The organism is Ruegeria sp. HKCCE4148 (genome assembly GCF_017872495.1).
GTDB lineage: Bacteria > Pseudomonadota > Alphaproteobacteria > Rhodobacterales > Rhodobacteraceae > Ruegeria.
This window is the reverse complement of sequence record NZ_JAEDOS010000001.1, coordinates 171,663-194,159: the sequence shown is the minus strand read 5'-3', so window position 1 is coordinate 194,159 and position 22,497 is coordinate 171,663. Positions and strand designations below refer to the sequence as shown.

General features: G+C 56.9%; 23 protein-coding genes and 2 tRNA genes. 14 read left to right on the top strand and 11 right to left on the bottom strand.

Going from position 1 to position 22,497, the window contains the following annotated elements; genetic code table 11:
* Nucleotides 1-37 precede the first annotated feature (37 nt).
* Both I9187_RS00950 and cobO read left to right on the top strand, forming a co-directional pair.
* The gene (locus I9187_RS00950) at nt 38-973 is read left to right on the top strand and encodes a DMT family transporter (protein ID WP_171178450.1); all 936 of its coding nucleotides are present in this window, start codon (nt 38-40) and stop codon (nt 971-973) included.
* 56 nt (nt 974-1,029) lie between these two features.
* Entirely contained in the window at nt 1,030-1,629 is a 600-nt protein-coding gene (gene cobO, locus I9187_RS00945) for a cob(I)yrinic acid a,c-diamide adenosyltransferase (protein WP_171178452.1), read from the top strand.
* A 35-nt stretch (nt 1,630-1,664) separates the two neighbouring features.
* Here cobO and I9187_RS00940 read toward each other — a convergent pair whose 3' ends face one another.
* The 5 genes from I9187_RS00940 to I9187_RS00920 all read right to left on the bottom strand — a co-directional run bounded on the left by I9187_RS00940 (nt 1,665) and on the right by I9187_RS00920 (nt 6,200).
* Nucleotides 1,665-1,883: a hypothetical protein gene (locus tag I9187_RS00940; RefSeq protein WP_171178454.1), complete on the bottom strand. Its 219-nt coding sequence runs from the start codon at nt 1,881-1,883 to the stop codon at nt 1,665-1,667.
* Nucleotides 1,884-2,091: 208 nt separating this feature from the next.
* Nucleotides 2,092-3,660 (bottom strand): alkaline phosphatase, encoded by a 1,569-nt coding sequence (locus tag I9187_RS00935; RefSeq protein ID WP_209509334.1) that lies wholly within the window; start codon nt 3,658-3,660, stop codon nt 2,092-2,094.
* Nucleotides 3,661-3,797: 137 nt separating this feature from the next.
* Nucleotides 3,798-4,163, bottom strand: coding sequence for a hypothetical protein (locus tag I9187_RS00930; RefSeq protein WP_171178458.1), 366 nt, complete (start codon nt 4,161-4,163; stop codon nt 3,798-3,800).
* Between the two features lie 111 nt (nt 4,164-4,274).
* A complete protein-coding gene (locus I9187_RS00925) occupies nt 4,275-5,225 on the bottom strand; it encodes an AraC family transcriptional regulator (protein WP_171178460.1) in 951 nt (316 codons plus the stop codon).
* Between the two features lie 108 nt (nt 5,226-5,333).
* A complete protein-coding gene (locus I9187_RS00920; RefSeq protein ID WP_171178461.1) occupies nt 5,334-6,200 on the bottom strand; it encodes a branched-chain amino acid aminotransferase in 867 nt (288 codons plus the stop codon).
* Nucleotides 6,201-6,358: 158 nt separating this feature from the next.
* Between I9187_RS00920 and I9187_RS00915 the strand changes: the two genes are divergently transcribed.
* From I9187_RS00915 to dxs, 6 genes are all read left to right on the top strand, one after another.
* Nucleotides 6,359-6,871: a MarR family winged helix-turn-helix transcriptional regulator gene (locus I9187_RS00915; RefSeq protein WP_171178463.1), complete on the top strand. Its 513-nt coding sequence runs from the start codon at nt 6,359-6,361 to the stop codon at nt 6,869-6,871.
* Nucleotides 6,868-7,569: a response regulator gene (locus I9187_RS00910; protein ID WP_171178465.1), complete on the top strand. Its 702-nt coding sequence runs from the start codon at nt 6,868-6,870 to the stop codon at nt 7,567-7,569. The genes I9187_RS00915 and I9187_RS00910 overlap by 4 nt, the downstream gene beginning before the upstream one ends.
* A 69-nt stretch (nt 7,570-7,638) precedes the next feature.
* On the top strand, nt 7,639-8,565 hold the full coding sequence (locus I9187_RS00905) for a histone deacetylase family protein (RefSeq protein ID WP_171178467.1): 927 nt from the start codon (nt 7,639-7,641) through the stop codon (nt 8,563-8,565).
* Entirely contained in the window at nt 8,562-8,804 is a 243-nt protein-coding gene (locus I9187_RS00900) for an exodeoxyribonuclease VII small subunit (protein WP_171178469.1), read from the top strand. The genes I9187_RS00905 and I9187_RS00900 overlap by 4 nt, the downstream gene beginning before the upstream one ends.
* The gene (locus I9187_RS00895) at nt 8,805-9,671 is read left to right on the top strand and encodes a polyprenyl synthetase family protein (protein ID WP_171178472.1); all 867 of its coding nucleotides are present in this window, start codon (nt 8,805-8,807) and stop codon (nt 9,669-9,671) included.
* A gap of 13 nt (nt 9,672-9,684) precedes the next feature.
* The gene (gene dxs, locus I9187_RS00890; protein ID WP_171237918.1) at nt 9,685-11,613 is read left to right on the top strand and encodes a 1-deoxy-D-xylulose-5-phosphate synthase; all 1,929 of its coding nucleotides are present in this window, start codon (nt 9,685-9,687) and stop codon (nt 11,611-11,613) included.
* Nucleotides 11,614-11,870: 257 nt separating this feature from the next.
* Here the strand turns inward: dxs and I9187_RS00885 are convergent, their stop codons facing one another.
* Both I9187_RS00885 and I9187_RS00880 read right to left on the bottom strand, forming a co-directional pair.
* Complete coding sequence (locus tag I9187_RS00885; protein WP_171178477.1) at nt 11,871-12,689, bottom strand: DUF2189 domain-containing protein; 819 nt, start codon at nt 12,687-12,689, stop codon at nt 11,871-11,873.
* 274 nt (nt 12,690-12,963) lie between these two features.
* Nucleotides 12,964-13,039: transfer RNA gene (locus I9187_RS00880), tRNA-Thr, on the bottom strand.
* 226 nt (nt 13,040-13,265) lie between these two features.
* On the opposite strand from I9187_RS00880, the gene I9187_RS00875 reads away from it, so the two are divergent.
* From I9187_RS00875 to arsB, 4 genes are read left to right on the top strand one after another with little or no spacing between them, the layout of a single operon-like run.
* The gene (locus tag I9187_RS00875) at nt 13,266-14,099 is read left to right on the top strand and encodes a helix-turn-helix domain-containing protein (RefSeq protein ID WP_171178479.1); all 834 of its coding nucleotides are present in this window, start codon (nt 13,266-13,268) and stop codon (nt 14,097-14,099) included.
* Complete coding sequence (locus I9187_RS00870) at nt 14,096-15,094, top strand: ArsJ-associated glyceraldehyde-3-phosphate dehydrogenase (protein WP_171178481.1); 999 nt, start codon at nt 14,096-14,098, stop codon at nt 15,092-15,094. The genes I9187_RS00875 and I9187_RS00870 overlap by 4 nt, the downstream gene beginning before the upstream one ends.
* Nucleotides 15,091-16,356, top strand: coding sequence for an organoarsenical effux MFS transporter ArsJ (arsJ, locus tag I9187_RS00865; RefSeq protein WP_171178483.1), 1,266 nt, complete (start codon nt 15,091-15,093; stop codon nt 16,354-16,356). Before I9187_RS00870 ends, arsJ begins: the two co-directional genes overlap by 4 nt.
* Nucleotides 16,353-17,375, top strand: a complete 1,023-nt coding sequence (gene arsB, locus I9187_RS00860) for an ACR3 family arsenite efflux transporter (protein WP_171178485.1) — start codon at nt 16,353-16,355, stop codon at nt 17,373-17,375. Before arsJ ends, arsB begins: the two co-directional genes overlap by 4 nt.
* A 28-nt stretch (nt 17,376-17,403) precedes the next feature.
* Here the strand turns inward: arsB and I9187_RS00855 are convergent, their stop codons facing one another.
* The 4 genes from I9187_RS00855 to I9187_RS00840 form a co-directional block, all read right to left on the bottom strand.
* Nucleotides 17,404-17,913, bottom strand: coding sequence for a nuclear transport factor 2 family protein (locus I9187_RS00855; protein ID WP_171178487.1), 510 nt, complete (start codon nt 17,911-17,913; stop codon nt 17,404-17,406).
* Between the two features lie 59 nt (nt 17,914-17,972).
* Nucleotides 17,973-18,926: an alpha/beta hydrolase gene (locus I9187_RS00850; RefSeq protein ID WP_209509333.1), complete on the bottom strand. Its 954-nt coding sequence runs from the start codon at nt 18,924-18,926 to the stop codon at nt 17,973-17,975.
* Nucleotides 18,927-19,039: 113 nt separating this feature from the next.
* The gene (locus I9187_RS00845; protein WP_245222878.1) at nt 19,040-19,843 is read right to left on the bottom strand and encodes an AraC family transcriptional regulator; all 804 of its coding nucleotides are present in this window, start codon (nt 19,841-19,843) and stop codon (nt 19,040-19,042) included.
* Between the two features lie 216 nt (nt 19,844-20,059).
* Nucleotides 20,060-20,136 (bottom strand) — tRNA-Arg (locus tag I9187_RS00840).
* A gap of 115 nt (nt 20,137-20,251) precedes the next feature.
* Here I9187_RS00840 and I9187_RS00835 point away from each other — a divergent pair.
* Nucleotides 20,252-21,277 (top strand): LacI family DNA-binding transcriptional regulator, encoded by a 1,026-nt coding sequence (locus I9187_RS00835; RefSeq protein ID WP_171092978.1) that lies wholly within the window; start codon nt 20,252-20,254, stop codon nt 21,275-21,277.
* On the top strand, nt 21,274-22,494 hold the full coding sequence (locus I9187_RS00830) for a crosslink repair DNA glycosylase YcaQ family protein (protein ID WP_171620345.1): 1,221 nt from the start codon (nt 21,274-21,276) through the stop codon (nt 22,492-22,494). Before I9187_RS00835 ends, I9187_RS00830 begins: the two co-directional genes overlap by 4 nt.
* The last annotated feature ends 3 nt before the right edge of the window (nt 22,495-22,497 follow it).

Here is a 22,497-nt window from a genome sequence, read left to right as displayed (position 1 = left end):
GTTGATCTTTGTCCTCCAAAGGCGCAGGTTCGCGCCGATGACAAAACCCTTAACATCGCATCGACCTATGCTGGCAGTGACGCTGAAACTGGGCGCGCTGTTCCTGTTCACGTCGATGTCCGCCTTGGTCAAAGCTTTATCGGATGAATTCCCGCCGGGCCAATTGGTTTTCTTCCGGTCCCTGTTCGCGATTCCCGTCATCATTCTTTGGCTCATCGCGCGCGGGGAATTATCCAAGGGCTTTGTGGTCAAAAAACCCATGGGCCATTTCTGGCGCGGCGTCCTGGGCACCAGCGCCATGGGGCTTACCTTTACCGGCCTCAGCTTGCTGCCCCTGCCCGAGGTGACGGCAATTGGCTACGCCACACCGATCTTCACCCTGATTCTGGCCGCCGTGATGCTGGGCGAACGCATTCGTCTGATCCGTATCGGCGCGGTGGCTCTTGGTCTGTTGGGGGTCCTGATCATGATTTGGCCACGCTTGGGCAGCACCCAGATGGAGGTCGCCGCAACCATCGGCGCTCTGTGCGTTTTGGGGGCCACCATCGCGCGCGCCTTTGTGCAGATTCATATCCGGCAGCTTGTCAAAGTCGATCACCCGGCTGCGATCGTCTTCTATTTCTCGATGACCGCAACCTTACTGTCGGCGCTGACCGCGTCCTGGGGATGGACGATGCCGACGTGGAATCAGGCTCTAATACTGATCATGATGGGCCTGATCGGCGGGGTTGCGCAGATATTGGTGACGTCTTCTTATCGCTTTGGTCAGGCTTCGATGCTTGCACCTTATGATTACGCGACCATGCTGTTTGCGATTGTGATTGGCTATGTCTGGTTCGACGAACTGCCAACGCTTGCAATCCTGATTGGGGCCGCTTTGGTCATCGCAGGCAATGTTGTTGTGATCTGGCGCGAACACCAGTTGGGGCTCGAGCGTGGCAAAGCCCGGTCAGTCACAGACCCCAAAGCGTGACTTTACCTTTTGTAATCTTCCCCTAGGTTGGGCCGGACAATCAAAGAGGTTCCCCCATGAGCGACGCGCAGGATCACAAGGAAAAGATGCAGCAGGTGCAAGCCAAGCACCGCAAGAAAGTGTCCGAGGCGGTGGACCCCGGTCGCGGTCTGGTTCTAATCAACACCGGCAAGGGCAAAGGCAAGTCATCCGCCGCTTTTGGCGTGGTTATCCGCGCGCTGGGCTGGGGCCAGAAAGTCGCCGTGGTTCAGTTCATCAAGGGCAAGTGGAAAACAGGCGAGCGCCGTTTTTTTGAAGAACGTGATCTGGTGACATGGCACACGATGGGCGAAGGTTTCACCTGGGACACGCAGGATCGCGAACGCGACATCGCTGCCGCAAACGCCGCCTTCGACAAGGCGCGCGCCCTGATGTCCAGCGGCGAGTACGATCTGGTCGTGCTGGACGAGATCAACATCGCGCTGCGGTACGAGTATCTGTCTGTTGAGCAGGTCATCGACGGCCTGAACGCGCGTTCGGACAAGACCAGCGTGTTCCTGACCGGCCGCGACGCGCCCCAAGCGCTGCGTGATTACGCCGACTTGGTTACTGAGATGACTGAGGAAAAGCACCCGTTCCAAGCGGGGATCAAGGCGCAGCGCGGCGTGGATTTTTGACAATTGGCTGACGTAGGCCTCACGGCCTACGTCACTCAGCCAAAACGGCTCAGGGTCGCTTCAACAATCTCTCGAAGCGAGGCGCGTGGGGTAAGATCGTCAGGTTTTGATCTTACAGGCGGCATCGCTTCGGTTTGTTTGCGGCGCGGCTTTTGGCAATCGACATAGGCGCAATAGTCACTGTCGCAACAGGTGCATCCACACACAGCCAGCGCGTCATGGCGTGCCATAATTTCATCTAGCGACTCGCTCATTTCGGCCTCGTTCTGTTTAGACAGGTTCGTTTCCGGAGCGGCGGCAAGCTATCACCAAAGTCATGCCAAACCTGCAAACCGCCCCGAAACCATGAGCTTGATGGTACAACATCTGGCGTTGCGAATAATCTGACTATTTAAGTCGGGATTTTCAAGCCCTAAAACACCCCGAGGATTGCTCGGGGTGCAAACACGTCGTTACAAGAAATCAGAGCGCGCGATCCTGCGGGTCCAACGTAACCGACCAGAGTTCGGTATCTGCCCGATCCATCAGCCGAACCGTCATCTGTTCGGTCACTCCGTCAATGTCCACCAGACCAAAGAACTGCAGCCCTTCACTTGGAGGCAAGTTCACCCCTTGCCCCTCGGCGGGTGCTTTGACGAACTTGACCTCAGGACCAAAGGTCCCATCCAACGCGTTTGGACCAAATGTCCCTGCGTGCAGCGGACCCGAAACAAACTCCCAAAACGGTTCAAAATCCTGGAATTGTGCTTTGTTAGGGTCGTAGTAGTGCGCGGCAGTGTAGTGGACATCTGCTGTGAACCAGACCGTGTTGGTGATGCCAGCCGTTTTGATGAAACGCAGCAGATCCGCGATCTCCAACTCGCGCCCCTTGGCCGGCCCGCTGTCGCCGTTCGAAATTGCCTCTGCTCCGGCCTGTTCCTTCCAGTTGTCCCAGACGATCAATCCGATCGGCATGTCCGAGGCAATCACTTTCCAGGTCGCTTGAGATCCTGCCAGCTCTTGCTTGAGCCATGCCAGTTGTTCCGCGCCCAGAATGCGGGATTGATCCGTGATTTCATCCTCCATCGACGGGCCGTTCGGTCCACGATAACTGCGCAGGTCCAGGAAGAAGACGTCCAGCATCGGACCATAGGAAATCTTGCGATACACACGCCCTGGCTCTGCCGGCGTAATGCGCAACGGTGTCATCTCATGGAAAGCACGCCCGGCGCGTGACTGAAGAACATGCACCGACTTCTCGGTATACCGGTCGTCTGAAATCAGGTCTTTTGCGTCGGACCAGTTGTTCACAACCTCATGGTCATCCCACTGGAAAAAGGTGGGACAAACGGCGTTCATGGCCCGCACATGCTCGTCCATCATGTTGTATTTCCACTGGGCGCGGAATTCATCCAGCGTTTCGGCCACCTTGCGTTTCTCGTCGATCAGGGTTGTGTTCTTCCAGATCAGCTGGCCGTCTTTCTCGACCTCATCCTGCATAGGACCGTCGGCATAGACGGTGTCACCGGAATGTATGAAGAAGTCCGGCTTGTGCTGCGCCATGGTCGCGTAGGTGCGCATACCTTCGTCATCAATACCCCATCCCTGACCGGCCGTATCACCTGACCAGGCAAACCGAATGTTACGACGCGAGGTCGGTGCGGTGCGAAATTGCCCAGTAATAGGCTCTGTTACGGTGTGGATGTCACTCAGATCAGCGGCGACGAATCGGTAGAAGATGTCTTGATCCGATGGCAGCCCCTCGACCAGACATTTCACTGCAAAATCGCTGTTGGGGATGGCATCCATCGGCGGGAGTGTGCGGGCGTCTGCGAAGCTTTCTGTGGTCGATACTTCCATCATCACGCGAGAGGGACGATCCGTGCGCGTCCAGATCATGCCCGATGTCGTATCGACGTCACCGGACTGAACGCCATGTGTGAACACGGGGCGCGATCCGGCGCGGCTGATGGCTGGCATGGCCAGCGAAGCGGCAAAGGCAGTGCTGCCTGCCAGAAACGAACGACGGTTTGGGCGTAAGATCTTGGTCATAGTGAGGCTCTCCTGTCTGGTGATCGATTCTCCGACCACGCGATTGGTGCGCCGATATGAGCCGCCAGTTTGTAAACCCCGCGGCTCAGTTTCTTGACAGTATCATGATGATACCATGACAGATGTGGATAACGCCGTCAGGCTGCGACTTCCTGCTCGGGCGCGCTGAGCGAGATGACCAGCACCACAGCCGCGCCATTCAGCCAGTAGAACGCCGCATCCAACCCCGAGAACCCCAGAATGCTGGGTGCAAACAGAAAGGTGATGCCGACCAACAAGTCTACGGCCAGGTGAACCTTGTAGGGCAAAACCCGCCAGATCCCCAGATGGTGATCGGTCAGAACCGTCAGAACAAAGGCGGCCACCCCGGTCGCAACAGACAACCACAGGGCCAGCGGATTGGAATGACCCAGCCCCAGAAGGAACGGCAAGGTCATCAGGGCAACGGCGACCGGGTAATCCAGATAGGCGTGGACAGAGCGGGTTACAAAACGCAGGGACATAAGGTTTTCCTTTCCTCAACCAGTGATGAAAGGAAGTTAATCTGGTGATCCCGGACGCTGAATTCCTGAGCGTTTACGATATAATGCAGATCGTTCAAAATTAGCGGAGTATCAGTGCATCGCCCTGTACGCAGCCGGTGACAGGCCAACCTGTTTTTTGAATACACGCGAGAACGCGGCTTCCGAGGCGTATCCGACTTCGGCTGCCGCGTCCGCCACGTTCCAGCGCGCCTCGGTCAGACCATGGCAGGCGATCTGCATCCTCCAGTCTGTGAGGTATTGCATCGGCGTCGTTCCCATTTTCTCGGCAAAAAGCTGAGCAAAGGCAGTGCGAGACATACCGGCCTCTCGCGCCAAAGATGCGACGCTCCAATCCTCAGCCGGGGCTTGATGGAACGCGGTCAGCGCCCGCGAAATGCGCAAATCGGCAAACCCGGCCAAAGCCGAATCCTGCGGACTCTGGCGTTCCAGATAGGCCCGGATTGCCTGCGCGAACAGAACTTCGGACAATTTCATCGCGATCAGGTCGCCGCCAATTTTCGCGCCAGAAACCTCGGAACCAATCATACGCAGAGTCGATTCCATCCAGGCCCCGGCTTCTTCGCCGTAGTTTTCGATAAGGATGTAGGGCGGCAGACGGTCGATCAGCATGTGCCCAGTGCCCTTCCGCCCGGCAGGACCTGTGAAAGAAAAGTGACCGCAGATCAGCTGCGTATCTCGGTCTTCGTCAGAGCCACCGTATACCAGCACACCGTCGCCTGTGTAGCCAGCCACCTCAAGCACCTCTTCCAAAGGCAACGCATCCAAAGGCTTGACCTCGGCACAGAGCAACGCGTGCGGCGCACCGTGGGGAATCAGGATCAAGTCACCCTGTCGCAGCCTCAGTGTCTCGCCAGTCGTTGAGACATGCACCTTAAGCTCACCACGCTGCACAAAATGAAACCGCGCGACGTTTTCATAGCCCGGCACCTGAATGCCGAAGGGCGGTGTGAACGATGTGCGAAAGTAGAATGTGCCACGCAGGGACAGGCGCGTGAGAATATCGCTGAGAAGATCTAACATGCGCCAAAAATACGCTTTCCATACAAGCCGTCCAGATTGCTGGACGCATTGCATGGATATTTGCACTTTCTGCAATGAAAAACCCCCGCCGGAGCGGGGGGCTGAAGCTTACGAGCGGACCAGCTTTTCGTAGTCTTCCGCAATCTCGCGGGTCAGGTCGCCCACCTCGAATGTGTACTCCCCAATCTGCCCGACCGGAGTAACCTCAGCTGCGGTACCGGTCAGCCAGCATTGTTCGAAATCGGCCATTTCCTCGGGCTTAATACGGCGCTCATGCACGGTGATGCCTTTGTCTTTCAACATCTGGATCACCGTCTGGCGCGTGATGCCGTTCAAAAAGCAATCGGCCAGCGGCGTGTGAACCTCTCCATCTTTGACGAAAAAGACATTCGCGCCGGTCGCTTCAGCCACATATCCACGCCAGTCCATGAACAAGGCATCCGAGCAGCCTTTGGCTTCGGCTTTGTGTTTCGAGATGGTGCAGATCATGTAAAGGCCTGCGGCCTTGGCGTGAACCGGGATGGTTTCAGGGCTGGGGCGTTTCCATTCGGCAATGTCCAGCTTAGCGCCCTGCATTTTCGCGTCGCCGTAATAAGCACCCCAGGGCCAGACCGCGACGGCCATGCGCACCGGATTCTTGGCGGACGCCACGCCCATATCTTCGCCCGAGCCGCGCCAGACCAGAGCACGCACATAGGCGTCTTGCAGGCCGCTGGCTTTCAGCGCCTCTTCCTTCGCAGCTTCAATTTCGTCGACCGAATAGGGCATCGGCATATCCAGCGCCTCGGCCGATGCGATCAGTCGCTCGGAGTGCTCCCGGCTTTTGAAGATCTTGCCGTTATATGCGCGCTCGCCTTCAAACACGGACGAGGCATAGTGCATGGCGTGGGTCAGAATATGGACATTGGCCTCACGCCAGGGCACCAGCTTGCCATCCATCCAAATGGTACCATCACGATCATCATACCCCGCCATGCGAAACCTCCTGAACCGGGTGAATTTTCGATTATTGCGCCAATTAAGTCCGATACGAACATATTATTGCGCAAAAACTGCGATTCGATACCGCTCTACCCTTGGAATGTCAATAACGCTGACATAAACTCGGCCCCGAGTAACGAATGAGGCGCACCATGTCCGACATCCGCCCGGCCCCGCGTTATGGGGGCGAAAGCCTGTTGTTTTTGACCGATGAGCAATTACGGCAGGGGATTGAGGCCATGTTTTTCGCCTATCGCGGCTTTACTGCGGACCCTGATCGCATCCTAACCGAAATGGCATATGGCCGCGCCCACCATCGGGCAATCCATTTCATCAACCGTGCACCTGGGACTACGGTCAACAACTTGTTAGCGATCCTTGGTGTCACAAAACAGTCTCTAAACAGGGTTTTACGAACCTTGATCGAGGATGGGCTGGTGGAAAGCCGTGTCGGCACGGTGGACAAACGCGAACGCCACCTATTTCTGACTGAGAAGGGGCAAGCTCTGGAGACGACGTTGTCAGATGCGCAACGCTCCAGGATGCGCGCCGCTTACAAGGATGCCGGTCCCGAAGCTGTGGCCGGATTTCGCAAAGTGCTTGAAGCAATGATGGATGCTGATATGCGTCATGCCTATACGAAACTTCGGGATACGACCTCATGAGCGATATGGACGCCCATCTGCTGATTGTTGACGATGACGAACGCATTCGCGATCTGCTCAAGAAATTCCTGATGCGAAACGGGTTCTTGGTCACTGCAGCTCGGGATGCTGCCCATGCGCGGCGGGTCTTGTCAGGGCTGGATTTCGACATGATTGTCATGGATGTCATGATGCCGGGCGAAGATGGTGTCAGTCTGACAAAATCGCTGCGTGAGACGCACAGCACTCCCATCCTGCTTCTAACCGCCAAAGGGGAAACCGAACACCGGATTGCAGGGCTTGAGGCCGGGGCAGATGACTATCTGGCGAAACCCTTCGAGCCAAAAGAGCTGCTGCTGCGGATCAACGCAATTCTACGCAGGATGCCGGAAACGCCAGCCGAGGAAACAGCCGCGAAGATCCTGTACCTCGGCCCGATCCGATATGACATCGAGCGGGGAGAGATGTGGCAGGGCGAAGATCCCGTGCGCCTGACCGCAACGGAAAGCCAGTTGATGAAGATCTTCTCGGCACAGCCCGGCGAACCGATCAGCCGCGCAAAACTGGTAGAGGATCTTGGGCGCGACAAAGGCCAAGCGCAGGAACGTGCAGTGGACGTGCAGATCACGCGCCTGCGGCGCAAGATCGAGCAAGACCCGAAACAGCCCAGATATCTGCAAACCGTCCGCGGCGCAGGCTATATGCTGGCACCGGATTAAGCGTGCCGCTGCGCGGCGGTTTTGTGCCTTCGGCGAAGGTATTTGTAGCCAGATGAACAGGGGATCCCGATGACAACTGCCCTTTTGACCCATGCTGATTGCCTGGGCCATATCACGCCTGAGGGTCACCCCGAACGGGTGGCGCGGTTGGAGCATGTTCTGAACGCCCTGGAAGGGTTGGAACTGAAACGGATGACCGCTCCGTTGGCGGCTGATGACGATCTGCTTCGGGTGCATCCGGAAGGTTACATTCGCGATATTCGATCCACGCGCCCGTCAGATGGGTTTGCGCAGATTGACGGGGATACGTTCATGTCGCCGGGCTCGGTGGACGCAGCCTATCGAGCCGCAGGCGCAGTGGTGCGAGCGGTCGATCTGGTACTGAGCGGAGACGTAACGAATGCGTTCTGCGCCATTCGCCCGCCGGGGCATCATGCGGAAACAGACACTGCAATGGGGTTTTGCCTGTTTGGCAATGCGGCCTTGGCGGCGAAACATGCGCTGGACCATCACGGGCTTAGCCGCGTTGCCGTTGTTGATTTTGACGTTCATCACGGCAATGGAACACAGGATTTGCTGTGGGACGAAGCGCGTGCCCTGGTGATCACCAGCCAGCAGATGCCCCTTTGGCCCGGTTCGGGACGCCCGGATGAGACAGGGGTTCACGACACGGTTCTTAATATCCCGCTGGCTCCGGGCAGCGGTGGGGCTGACATGCGCGCAGCGTACGAGTCCCAGGCGTTTCCGCGCCTGCGGGCGTTCAACCCCGATCTGATCATCATTTCCGCCGGGTTTGACGCCCATCAGGACGACCCGCTGGCCAATCTGAACTGGTCCACTGGCGACTTTGCCTGGATCACAGCCGAGCTGTGCAAAATCGCCGATGAGGTTTGTGACGGTCGTATCGTCTCGACTCTGGAAGGCGGGTATGATCTGAACGCATTGGCCGCGGCCACACGCGCCCATGTGGAAGAATTGATGAAGGCAGCACCATGACCGATACCCCAGTTGAGCAGATGACATTCGAGCAGGCCATGAAAGAGCTTGAAGCCGTTGTGGGCCAGCTTGAACGCGGCGACGTGGCATTGGATCAATCGATCGCGCTGTATGAACGCGGTGCGGCCCTGAAGAAACGGTGCGAGGACGAGTTGAAGCGGGCTGAAGAGAAAGTGGCCGCGATCACTCTGGATGCCACAGGGCAACCCACCGGGACCACATCTGTCGACGGTCAGTAAATGTTTCGCGAAAGACTGGCGCAGGATGCAGCGCGCATTCAGGCGCATTTTGACCTGGTTCTAGGCGCACTGGACGATGTCGACGTAACGCGGGCCATGGCCTATGCCACGCAAGGTGGTAAACGGTTGCGCGGGTTTTTGGTGCGGGAAAGCGCGCGCTTGCATGACGTGGATGAGGCCCGCTCGATCTGGCCCGCAACGGGGATCGAAGCGCTGCACGCTTATTCTTTGGTCCATGATGACCTGCCCTGCATGGATGATGATGATTTGCGCCGAGGGCGGCCCACTGTTCATGTGAAATGGAACGAAGGGACCGGGGTGTTGGCCGGTGATGCGTTGCAGACCTTAGCATTTGAACTGTGCACTCGGCCCGAAGTTGGCGATGCCCAAACGCGTGCAGAATTGGCTCTGACTCTGGCCCAAGCCAGCGGGGCGCAAGGCATGGTTCTGGGTCAGGCGCTGGATATCGCAGCCGAAACAGCGGCCACGCCTTTGACACTGGAACAAATCACCCGGTTGCAGGCGGGCAAGACAGGTGCGTTGATCGAATGGTCTGCTTGTGCGGGTGCGCGGCTGGCGCAAGCCGGTCCGACCCCTCTGCGCGATTATGCGCAGGCTCTTGGGCTTGCCTTTCAAATTGCTGATGACATCTTGGATGTAGAAGGCGATGTGGAAAAGGCAGGAAAACGGCTGCAGAAAGACGCAGATGCGGGCAAGGCAACCTTTGTTTCGCTTTTGGGTCTTGAGGCGGCCAAAACCCGCGCGACAGATCTGGTTGAAACGGCCTGTGCTGCGTTGGACGGGTACGGTGCGTCAGCAGAAACCTTGAAGGACGCCGCCCGCTTCGTTATTGCCCGGGACAGCTAAGCCAGGAATTCCAATGTCTGACCGCCCGAACACGCCCCTGCTGGACCTTGTGAACCGCCCTGCGGATCTCAAGCAGTTCTCGGACGCGCAGCTGCATCAGGTGGCGCAGGAATTGCGAGCCGAGACAATCTCGGCCGTGTCCGTCACCGGCGGGCATCTGGGCGCAGGTCTGGGTGTGGTCGAGCTGACCACGGCGCTGCATGCCGTGTTTGACACGCCACGCGACAAGATCATCTGGGACGTGGGTCATCAGTGCTATCCGCACAAGATCCTGACCGAGCGGCGCGATCGTATTCGCACATTGCGGATGAAGGATGGTTTGAGTGGTTTTACGAAACGCAGCGAAAGCCCCTATGATCCGTTCGGTGCGGCACATTCCAGCACCTCGATCAGTGCAGCACTTGGTTTTGCCGTGGCGCGCGATCTGGGTGGTGTCACACCCGAGGGTTTGGGCGATGCGATTGCTGTGATCGGCGATGGCTCAATGTCTGCAGGCATGGCATTTGAAGCGATGAACAATGCGGGCCATCTGGGCAAGCGATTGATCGTCATTCTGAACGACAACGAGATGAGCATTGCGCCACCGGTGGGCGCCTTGTCCAACTATCTGTCCCGTATCTATGCGGAAGAGCCGTTCCACGATCTGAAAGCCGCCGCAAAAGGCGCGGTTTCGCTGCTGCCCGAGCCCTTCCGCGAAGGGGCCAAACGCGCCAAGGAAATGCTGAAAGGTATGGCCGTCGGCGGCACGCTGTTCGAAGAGCTTGGTTTTTCTTACCTAGGCCCCATAGACGGACATGATCTGGACCAGTTGCTGCCGGTGTTGCGGACCGTCAAGGCACGAGCGACCGGCCCGATCCTGATTCACGTTCTGACCAAGAAGGGCAAAGGCTATGCACCCGCAGAGCAAGCCCGAGACAAAGGACACGCAACAGCCAAGTTCGACGTCGTGACAGGCGAACAGAAGAAAGCACCTTCCAACGCGCCTTCTTACACCTCGGTCTTTGGCAAAACGCTGGTCGACGAAGCCGCGCGAGACGACAAGATCGTTGCCGTGACCGCCGCCATGCCGGACGGTACCGGCCTAAACCTGTTTGCCGAACGCTACCCGTCGCGCTGTTTCGATGTTGCGATCGCCGAGCAGCACGGGGTGACATTTTCTGCCGCGCTTGCTGCGGGCGGGATGAAGCCATTCTGCGCCATTTATTCGACCTTTTTGCAACGTGGCTATGATCAGGTCGTTCACGACGTGGCTATCCAGCGTTTGCCCGTGCGATTTGCCATTGACCGCGCAGGTTTGGTGGGTGCCGATGGTGCCACCCACGCCGGATCATTCGACATTGCGTATTTGGCCAACCTGCCAGGCATGGTTGTCATGGCCGCCGCAGACGAAGCTGAACTGATGCACATGGTGGCAACCGCTGTTGCGCATGACGAAGGGCCTATTGCATTCCGCTACCCGCGTGGTGAAGGCGTTGGCGTCGACTTGCCGGAACGCGGTGAGGTGCTTGAGATCGGCAAAGGCCGCGTGATCCAGAAGGGCGCGCGCGTGGCACTACTTTCGTTCGGTACCCGATTGTCTGAGGTGCAGAAAGCCGCCGAATCCCTTGCGGGCAAAGGCATCAATCCAACCATTGCCGACGCCCGCTTTGCCAAACCTTTGGACCGCGACCTGATCCTGGACCTGGCAGCAAACCACGAGGCTCTGATCACCATCGAAGAAGGCGCGATTGGCGGTTTTGGCAGCCATGTCGCACAGTTTTTGGCCGAGGAAGGCGTTTTTGATCAAGGGCTGAAATACCGTTCGATGGTCTTGCCCGATACGTTCATCGATCAGGCCAGCCCAACGGACATGTATGCCGTGGCCGGCATGAACGCCGAACAGATCGAAGCCAAAGTTTTGGACGTTCTGGGCGTTGCATCAATAGGGGAAAAGCGCGCCTGAGCTGCGCGCATCGGTCTGGTGACTTCCTCCGGCGCACTTGGGATGCCTGTGATGAGGATTTTGTTCGCTTTAAATGTTCTTAGTGGAAGGAGTATGGGCGTTCCCGTTTCGGCAGCCGAAATTGCTTTGCTGCACAAAAACAAACCTAAGCCGTACCATATCGGATACAGGCGCTAGAAAAGCAGCTTTATCCTCTTCGTTGTCAGTACAAAAAATGTGTGCCGCCGTTCGACTATCGCAGACGCCTTACCGTTAAATCACACCTCGTCCGGCGGCACCGCCCGCTGGTAAAGATGCCACGTGGTGTGACCAAGGATCGGTAGAGTAAAGATCAGGCCCAAAAATGCGGGAACCAGCGATATCAGCATGGTAAACGAGATGATTGCCGCCCAAGTGAGCATGACCACAGGGCTTTCCCTGACAACGTGGACAGAGGTGAGCATCGCGGAAACGAAATTGGTTTCCCGGTCCAGCAACATAGGCATGGCGACAACGGTTACTGTGAACAGGGCTGCTGACAGAAAAGCGCCGACGCACGTGCCAATAGCCAGGAACGTCCAGCCTTGGGGCGTAAATAGCACTGTGTTCAAGAACCCGTCGAAATCGGAAAAGGATGCATTCTGCAGGATGATCGCCAGCCAAAGCCGCACCTGATAAACCCACACCCAGAAAATGAACAAGGTCACAAAGGCCATCCAGCCCATTTCCCGCTTGCGTTGGTTGGCCATGACGGTGAGGATCTCGGACCACCCAAAACTCTCCCCTTTTTGCAAGCGACGCGACATTTCATAAAGCCCGGCGGCGGCAAAAGGCGCGACCAGCGGAAATCCTACAATTGCAGGAATGATCATCCAGATCTTGCCGAGCCAAACCAAGGCCCAAACCAACAGTATTCCGAAAACCGCATAGAACAGGCCGAAAAAACCGCTCATGACGGGGCGCGCCAGAAAATCGGAAAACCCAGCCTTTAGTGCGGCGGTGATATCATCCGCTGTCACTTTGTTGACCTCGGGCACGGCCTGTTGTGGCGGTGTCAGGTTGTCTGGTGGTGTGGAACCTGCGGTCTTGGATGTCATGACAAACTCCTCCCAAAGCATGGCGCCGCGCTGATCCGTTGACCGACAAACCCGACGGTGAACAGATACTCTTCCTGCGGAAGCAAGCATGCCTCAGGCAAGGCATTGGGGCAAGGTCGGGATACGGTCGACACTCGCGCGCAGACCGCCTTTGGGCATTGCGAAATGTGTCTTGTTGGAAAGAACGTCAAGTCGACGCCTGTGCAACGGGCACACTTAAAATTTGAAAGTACATTCGAATTCAACGCGAATTTTTTCAGAAAAGCGAGATGTGTGGTGCCTCAAGAGGGACTCGAACCCCCGACCTTGTCCTTACGAAGGACCTGCTCTACCAGCTGAGCTATTGAGGCAACTTATGGCAGCCAGAACTGGTTCTTTCTGGGTGCGATGGATCGTTTAAACTGTCGGTCTGTTGCCTGCAAGCCCAGTTGAGCTTTTTGCGGCCGACCTGCCTGAATGGGGTCTTCTTTTGAGCCGGCAACCGACTCTGCCTGCGGCAGCTTCCGTATGTGAATTTTTTGTAACGCCAACGGGTTGAAATTGACTCCCGGTCATTAATTCAATATTTCATGAAATATGATAGAAGAAGTAATCGACCAGCTGGCCATTCTGGGTCACCCGCAACGCATCACCGTGTTTCGCATGTTAATGCGACGGTTTCCTGACACTGTTCCCGCAGGCGAGCTGGCGGCAGAGTTAGGTATCAAACCCAGCACAATGTCGAACTATCTGAATGCGTTGCAGCGGTCAGGGCTGGTCAAGCAGGAGCGATCCGGGACGTCTCTTCTCTATTCGATTGAAATGAAAAACGTGCAGCAAATGCTCGATTTCCTTATTGTGGACTGCTGCCGTGGCCGACCTGATCTTTGCATGCCTTCAACCAAAGGAAGTGACACCATGACTGACCGGAAGTTCAATGTGTTGTTCATTTGCGTGGGCAATTCCGCCCGCTCGATCTTTGCTGAATCTCTGCTGCGCGAGATAGGCGGCGATCGGTTCAATGTCTATTCGGCAGGAACATGGCCGTTTTCCGAACTGAACCCGTTTGCGATGCAGGTTTTGCAAGACAAGGGCCATGACACGTCAGTCCTGCGGTCAAAGAATGTGTCCGAGTTTTCGGGGCCGGATGCGCCTGACCTGGATTTTGTTTTTACGGTCTGCAACCAGGCTGCGAACGAAGAATGCCCGGCCTGGGAAGGTCAACCGATCAGTGGTCACTGGGGTATGGTTGACCCGGTCAAGACAGAAGGCACCGACGCAGAAAAAAGCCTTGCGTTTCAAAACGCTTACGGCGCGCTGAAGCGTCGGATCCAAGCCTTTACGTCGCTGCCGGTCGAAAGTCTTGACCGGATCGCACTGCAATCCGCTGTCGATGACATCGGGCGAGCATCTTTTGAGGACACGAAATGACGACCTACGCTCTGAACGGCCTTGGCCGGATGGGAAAACTTGCGCTGAAACCCTTGCTGGAACGGGGCGCAAAAATTGCATGGATCAACGACGCTGTTGGTAATCCCGAAATGCACGCGCATCTGCTGGAATTTGACACAGTGCACGGACGTTGGGATGCAAAGTTCAGCCACGATGCCGACAGCATCACTGTGAGTGGCACGCGCCTCCCCTTTGTTGGGACAAAAGACCTTTCAGCTCTGCCGTTGGACGGTGTCGATGTAGTGATCGACTGTACTGGCGTCTTCAAGACCGAAGCCAAGCTGGCACCCTATTTCGATGCAGGCGTGAAAAAGGTTGTTGTCTCCGCCCCCGTCAAAGACGGCCCGACAGCCAACATTGTTGTGGGTGTGAACGATGATACTTATGACCCTGCGACCCATAACATCGTGACAGCGGCCTCCTGCACCACCAACTGTCTGGCACCGGTTGTCAAAGTCATTCACGAAAATCTGGGCATTCGCCACGGGTCGATGACCACAATCCATGATGTGACCAACACCCAGACCATCGTGGACCGCCCCGCCAAGGATCTGCGCCGCGCGCGTTCGGCCCTGAATTCCTTGATCCCGACCACCACTGGCTCGGCTACGGCGATCACTTTGATCTATCCCGAACTTAAGGGACGTCTGAATGGTCATGCGGTGCGGGTGCCTCTGCTGAACGCATCGCTGACTGACTGCGTATTCGAGGTTCAGCGCGAAACCTCCGCCGAAGAGGTCAACGGCTTTTTCAAAGCTGCTGCCGAGGGTGAGTTGAAGGGCATTCTTGGCTATGAGACGCGCCCGCTGGTTTCGACCGATTACACCAATGACGAACGCTCTTCGATTGTCGATGCGCCGTCGACCATGGTGGTGAACGGGACGCAGGTTAAAATCTATGCCTGGTATGATAACGAGATGGGCTATGCGCATCGGTTGGTGGATGTGGCTTTGATGGTCGGATCGTCGCTGTGACCCAACGGCCCGAAGGATTGTCGGCCTATATCGCGGTTACGGCGGCCTATTGGGCCTTCATGCTGACCGACGGGGCGCTCAGGATGTTGGTGCTGTTGCACTTTCACACCATGGGCTTCTCGCCGGTTCAGTTAGCTTATCTTTTTGTGCTCTATGAGATCGCCGGGATTGTCACCAACCTGACCGCAGGCTGGATCGCAGCGCGGTTCGGATTGACCTCGACCCTTTATGCAGGGCTGGGGCTGCAAGTTATTGCGTTGCTTGCCATGACGCAGCTTGACCCGAACTGGACCGTCGCAGCGTCGGTCACATTCGTGATGATGGTGCAAGGCGCCAGCGGAGTGGCCAAGGATCTGGCCAAAATGTCTTCGAAATCGTCGGTCAAACTTCTGGCCCCTGCCGAGGGCGGCGGGTTGTTTCGTTGGGTGGCCCTGCTAACGGGGTCGAAAAACGCAGTCAAAGGTCTGGGCTTTTTGCTGGGCGCGACCATGCTGGCCACAATGGGCTTTATGACAGCAATTCTGGTCATGGCAGCCGTACTGGCGGTGATCCTGTTTGCAGTTATCCTGTTCATGCCAGCAGGCTTGCCGAAGGGACGCAAAGGGGCGAAGTTCTCCGAAGTTTTTTCGAAGTCCGCCAATGTAAACTGGCTGTCAGCAGCGCGTGTCTTTCTGTTCGGCGCCCGTGATGTCTGGTTTGTGGTCGGCATCCCAATCTATTTCTACGCCGTGCTCTCAGACGGTACCGAGGCGGGCAACCGATCTGCGTTCTTCATGATAGGAACTTTCATGGCGGTGTGGATCATCCTCTATGGTGTGGTGCAAGCCAACGCGCCAAGGATACTTCGCGCCTCGGATCGAACCGAAGGTGATCTGATCCGTGCTGCGCGCAGCTGGGCAGTGATCCTTTTCTGCATTCCTGCGGCTCTAACATTGGCCACTTGGCTGTCAAACGAGCCTGAGACCTGGCTAACCACGACACTCGTTGCTGGCTTGCTGGTCTTTGGAGCGGTCTTTGCCGTCAATTCGGCACTGCATTCCTATCTTATCCTGGCCTTCACCAAGTCCGAGCGTGTGACGATGGATGTCGGGTTTTACTACATGGCGAATGCAGCAGGTCGGCTGGTCGGCACCGTTTTGTCTGGCCTCACCTATCAGGTCGGGGGATTGCCGATGGTCCTCGGTACCGCGTCCGCTATGGTTGCCCTCGCCGCACTGACCTCTGGTAAACTCACAGATCAGACTTCCGAGGCGCTTTCATGAGCATTTTCGAACGATATCTCACAATTTGGATCGCGCTCGCCATGATTGGCGGTGTTCTGATCGGACAAGCCGCGCCAGGACTGGTTCAACTGGTTGCAGGGGCCGAAATCGCCAGCGTCAATCTGGTTGTAGCCGTACTGATCTGGGCGATGGTCTATCCGATGATGGTCAACGTCGATTTCCGCGCAGTCGCCGGGGTTGCCCGCCAGCCACGCGGTCTGATCGTGACGCTGGTGGTGAATTGGTTGATCAAGCCCTTCACCATGGCGCTGCTCGCCGTATTATTCTTTGACTATATCTTTGCACCCTGGATTGCACCCGAAGACGCTGCCCAATACACAGCTGGGCTAATTTTGTTGGGGGCAGCCCCCTGCACCGCCATGGTGTTTGTGTGGTCGCAACTCACCAAAGGCGACGCGACCTATACGCTAGTTCAAGTCTCGGTCAACGATCTGATCATGGTCGTGGCATTTGCCCCGATCGTCGCCTTTTTGCTGGGTGTCACCGATATTGAAGTGCCCTGGCAGACGCTGGTTCTGGCCACGGTTCTTTACGTGGTGTTGCCGCTGATTGCCGGGTTGATCACCCGTAACAAACTAGGCTCTAAACAGGCAGTTGAGGCGTTTTCTACCCGCGTAAAACCTTGGTCGGTTATGGGGTTGATTTCAACTGTGGTTATTCTGTTCGGACTGCAGGGTCAGACCATTTTGTCCAAGCCAATGGTTATCGTGCTGATCGCGGTGCCTATCCTCATCCAAAGCTACGGAATTTTTGCTATAGCGTATGGCGCTGCCTATGCACTGAAAGTACCCCATCGGATCGCAGCCCCGTGTGCCATGATCGGAACATCAAACTTCTTCGAACTGGCTGTGGCCGTTGCTATCAGCTTGTTTGGTCTGAACTCCGGCGCGGCGTTGGCGACCGTTGTAGGCGTTCTGGTCGAAGTCCCAGTGATGCTGTCCCTTGTTGCTTTCGCCAACCGCACACGCACGCGTTTTCCAGAACCAGGAACAAGGTAGACTTGGCGACCTCGGCTCACCACTTGGTTCAATTGGACTGTTGCGCGCGCTCGGCCGCGATTGCCACAAGACCACGATCACCGGTTTCCCAAAGCGCTGTCATGGTCAGTGATGTTACAACCCAACTATCCTCGGATTTCTCAAGGATATAGTCATATCGGCCGCCCAGCACCCACAAGCCATCCGCGATACGGTGGGTAGCAGTGAAATCAGCCTGCGCTGTGGCCTGGGTTTCGGACAGCGATCTGACGGTATGGTTGGTGACCATGTGATGTGTGCTTTCAAACCCAGGCAGGAATGCGGACCAACCTGCTATAAGGTCGTCAGCCGGTTGCGTGACTGGGTCACCGCCCCAAAGGCTGGTGTAATCGGTTGTCACCGTATCGGCAAAAGCGCCGCGCACACGAGTCCAGTCATGGCGGTCAGCTCCCGCTGCGATATCGGTGATTGCTGTCGAGATATTGGTGTGTTGCTCGGCAAACGCCGCGCTGCCAATCATTGTGACAGCTGCAAGTGTGGCGGTAAGGTTCTTGGGCATCGGTTTACTCCAGGGTAAGGGGCAGGCGCTGAAGACAACTTCGACGCCTGATCGAGAATTCAGCTGTCTAGGCCAGCACTGAAATGGTCGGCCACGGTATCCGCTGCTCGGGTCACGTCTTCGGGATTGTCGTAGAAATCGAACTGCGTGACATCTTCCAGCCATTGGGCTGTCGCTTCGCCTGCAAACCCTGCGAGAAAGGCCTGCACACCCTGAGGTATGGCCGCGCTTTCCGAGTGAACAATGGCGAGCGGCTTGTCCAAACGCTGCGGGTTGTCCGCAGGGTGATAGGTCAGCCAGCCTTCCCAGCCCGCATTGTTCCACTTGTCGTCATACTCGGGGATCGCGCCACGGTCGGCCTCGTAATAGTACCCACCGATCGGCATCAGAACGCCTTCGGCACCTTCCGGCCCTGCCGCAGGGATGATTTGCCCACCCACGGCTTCGGCAGCATGGGACACTTCCATCAGCCCGGCAACGCCATCCTTGCCGCCATAAACGGCCTCGACGATCTCTTCATTTTGAAGCCAGGGGGCGACAAGCCCAACACGTTGCACCAGCGGATTTCCGGAAACAGCGTCGACCATGTAACCGGCCGAAGCGCAGATACCCAGCCCGTTGATGTGGTCGGCATCCACTTCAGGCAGGGTTGCGACATATTCGAACGCGGCTTTGATGTCCGACGTCTTGGCCTTTGGGCTTTCGACAAAACGTACATTGTCAGGCAAATCGCCCGACTTGCCCCAACCGCGAAAATCGAAGGTGAATGCAGCAAATCCGCGTGCCGCCATTTCATGTGCATAGTTAGCGGGCATCTGTTCCTGCACCGAGGTCCAGGCACCGGTGACAACAACCGTGGGCAAAGGCGCGTCACCGCGTTCTTCCGGCAAATACAGCGTGCCGGACATGATGGTGCCTTCATTTTCAAAGGTCACGGTGCGGGTTTCGACCTGAGCTATCGCGGCAGTCGATGCCATTAGCGCAGCGGCGGTGTTCAAAGCGAGGGTTTTCATGGAGGTATCTCCCAAAATCTGTCAGGTTGGGCACAGGCCCGATGACATGAAAGATACGACGTCAGCGCCTGTGAAAATTGCACCATGCTGCCCGGTTTTTGAAAGATTCTGCTTCAACCGTTCAGCGCAACGCGAAAAGCACGTGGGGTCTGACCGGTCACTTGCTTGAAGCTGCGGGTGAAATGCGCCTGATCGGAAAACCCGCAAGCCAAAGCAATGTCCCCTAAGGGCCGCCTTGGATCTTCGATCATCTTCATCGCCTGCTCGATCCGAAACGACATGACATATTGCATAGGCGTTGAACCAAGCGTTTCCTTGAAGACACGGGCAAAATGCGACGCGCTCATTCCAGCCTCGGACGCCAGTTGGTCAACGGTGATCGTGCGATCCAGGCGCTTTTGTACATAGGCCAGGACACGTTGGTAATGGCGAGAGGTGAACCGCGATGACAATTCAGCATCTTCGGCGCGCCGCTTTCCGTATTTCTGCAGCAGCTTGACCAGAAAAACCCGACTCATGGCCTCGAACATAACGGCCGAGGACATGTCTTCAGTCTCCAGCGCATCCCGCAAGATGACACCGGCCGCGCAAAGGTCAGGGTCGGAAAACTGCGGCAAGTCCTTAAATTGTTGGGGATCGAGTAACATCCCAAGCTCAGACTGCGCGAAACGGTCCACCTTGTGCGGTTCTAGGGTAATGACGATCACGTCAGACGGCGCGAACCACCGCCAACCTGACCGCACGCCAGCGGGCGTTACAATGACCTCGTCCTTGCAGAAGGTGAAATCCCGCAATGTGCCGTCACGCCAATTTTGAACGCGATGCGGACTGTCCTGCAAATTTAGCAATACGTGGTGTTCCGCGAACACGTCCTCGGGCATTTCGTCCGGTTCCGCCTGAAAATATCGTACAGACATCAGTGCCGCTGCCGAAGGACGCTCCATCGAGTCGCTGTTGAGCAGTGGTTCAGAGGGGTAAATGTCTGCGTATCTGAGCGGCACTCGGATGGTCCCATGGAAAGTTTGCCCAATTTTTGCAGGTAAATGTGGATCGAACAACGTATTTGATGCGCATTCAGGGACCAATCTTGCCGCGTTTCAGCGCGCGTCGATTGACGGAAGACCATGAGAAATTGGCGACCCCGGCAGGATTCGAACCTGCAACCTGCCCCTTAGGAGGGGGCTGCTCTATCCAGTTGAGCCACGGGGCCGTGTGTGGCCTTCTGTAACCGGGATTTTCCGGGTTGTCATCGGCTTTGCACAATTGTTGTACACGCAGACTTGTTCACGCTACCATCGGGCAAAACAACAACACAGGTGCCTCCCGTGAACAGTGAATCCAAACGCCCGCTTACCCTTCGCGATGTGTCCGAGGCTTCTGGAGTATCCGAGATGACGGTAAGCCGGGTTTTGCGGAACCGGGGGGACGTGTCAGACGCCACCCGCACCCGCGTTCTGGCCGCCGCAAAAGAGCTTGGCTATGTGCCCAACAAGATCGCGGGCGCTCTGGCGTCCAGCCGGGTCAATCTGGTCGCGGTCATTATCCCGTCGCTATCGAACATGGTTTTTCCTGAGGTTCTGACAGGTATCAATCAGGTGCTGGAAGACACGGAATTGCAGCCAGTTGTGGGCGTGACCGACTACCTGCCCGAAAAAGAAGAAAAGGTGCTGTACGAGATGCTCTCGTGGCGGCCTTCAGGCGTGATCATTGCAGGGCTGGAACATACTGAAGCCGCACGCGCCATGCTGGATTCAGCGGGCATTCCTGTGGTCGAGATCATGGATACCGACGGCAAGCCTGTGGATGCGATGGTCGGCATCTCGCACCGCCGCGCCGGGCGCGAGATGGCGCAGGCGATCCTGAAGGCCGGGTATCAGCATATTGGCTTCATGGGCACCAAGATGCCTCTGGATCACCGCGCCCGGAAGCGTTTCGAAGGCTTCACCGAGGTATTGGGCAAGCACGGGATCGAAATCGAAGACCGCGAGTTTTATTCCGGCGGCTCGGCCCTTGCGAAGGGGCGCGAGATGACGCAGGCGATGCTGGAACGTTCTCCCGATCTGGATTTTCTGTATTACTCCAATGACATGATCGGTGCGGGTGGCTTGTTGTACCTGCTGGAGCAAGGCATCGACATTCCAGGGCAAATCGGGTTGGCCGGCTTCAACAATGTCGAACTGTTGCAGGGTCTGCCGCGCAAACTTGCGACGATGGATGCCTGTCGGCTTGAGATTGGTCGTCATGCCGCCCAAATCATCGCCGAGCGTTTGAAAGATCCCGACTCCGAGATTGAAACGCGCGCGACACTGACTCCCAAGATCAGCTTTGGCGACACCCTGAAGCGGCGATGACGGCACCCCTCAAACGGCTCGACAACCAAACAGCGCGGGCCGTTTTCATGGATCGCCACGCGCTGGCGGAACTGCCATCGGGTGAGGCCAAGGGCGGTGCGCTTCTGAATCTGATCCAGCGGTTGGGGTTTGTGCAGCTCGACAGTATCAACACAGTTGCACGCGCCCATGACTTAATCCTGTTTTCGCGCAGGCCCAGTTATCGCGGCGCGCACCTGAAAAGGCTCTATGAAAGGGAAAAAGAGCTGTTCGAACATTGGACGCATGATGCGGCCGTGATCCCGATGGAGTTCTACCCCCACTGGCATCTGCGCTTTCAGCGCGACGCTGATTTGCTGAAAGCGCGGTGGAAGAACTGGCGACGGGATGGGTTCGAACAACAGTTTGAAACGGTGTTGAAGCACATCCGTGACCATGGGCCGGTGTCGTCCTCGGACGTGGGCAAGGACGAAAAGAAAGGCTCGGGCGGATGGTGGGATTGGCACCCGTCAAAAACCGCCTTGGAGTTTTTGTGGCGGTCTGGCGCGCTTACAGTTGTTGGCCGCGAGGGGTTTCAGAAACGCTATGACCTGACAGAGCGAGTTATTGAAACCCAACTTTGTCCGGGAAACATGCATTGCGATGCAGAAGCGACTGTGGATTGGCTGTGCAACGCAGCACTGGACCGACTTGGATTTGCAACATCGGGCGAATTGGCTGCGTTCTGGGACACGGTCAGCGCAGCAGAAGCCAAAAGCTGGTGCGCAAGGGCGCTGGCCAAAGGCGATATAGAAGAGATCGAGATCACCTGCGCTGATGGGCGGCACCGCAAGGTCTTTGCCCGCTCAAACCTGGCGGACCAGAGTTTGGACCTGCCCCAGCCACCCGGGCGCATCCGCGTGCTCAGCCCGTTTGATCCAATGCTGCGTGACCGCAATCGCGCAGAACGGTTGTTCGGCTTTCACTATCGGATCGAGGTCTTCGTGCCGGAACCCAAGCGCAATTATGGTTACTACGTGTTTCCACTGCTGGAAGGTAACCGTTTAGTTGGCCGGATTGACATGAAAGCGCATCGCGACCGCGACATGTTACGCGTCAAAGCCCTTTGGCCCGAGCGCGGAGTGCGCTGGTCTGACGCCCGCACCCGACGCCTGAACGCCGAGCTGGATCGCGTGCGACGACTGGCGGGAGTCACACAAATCGAATTTGCCAACGATTGGCTAAAAGACCCTAAATAGGGT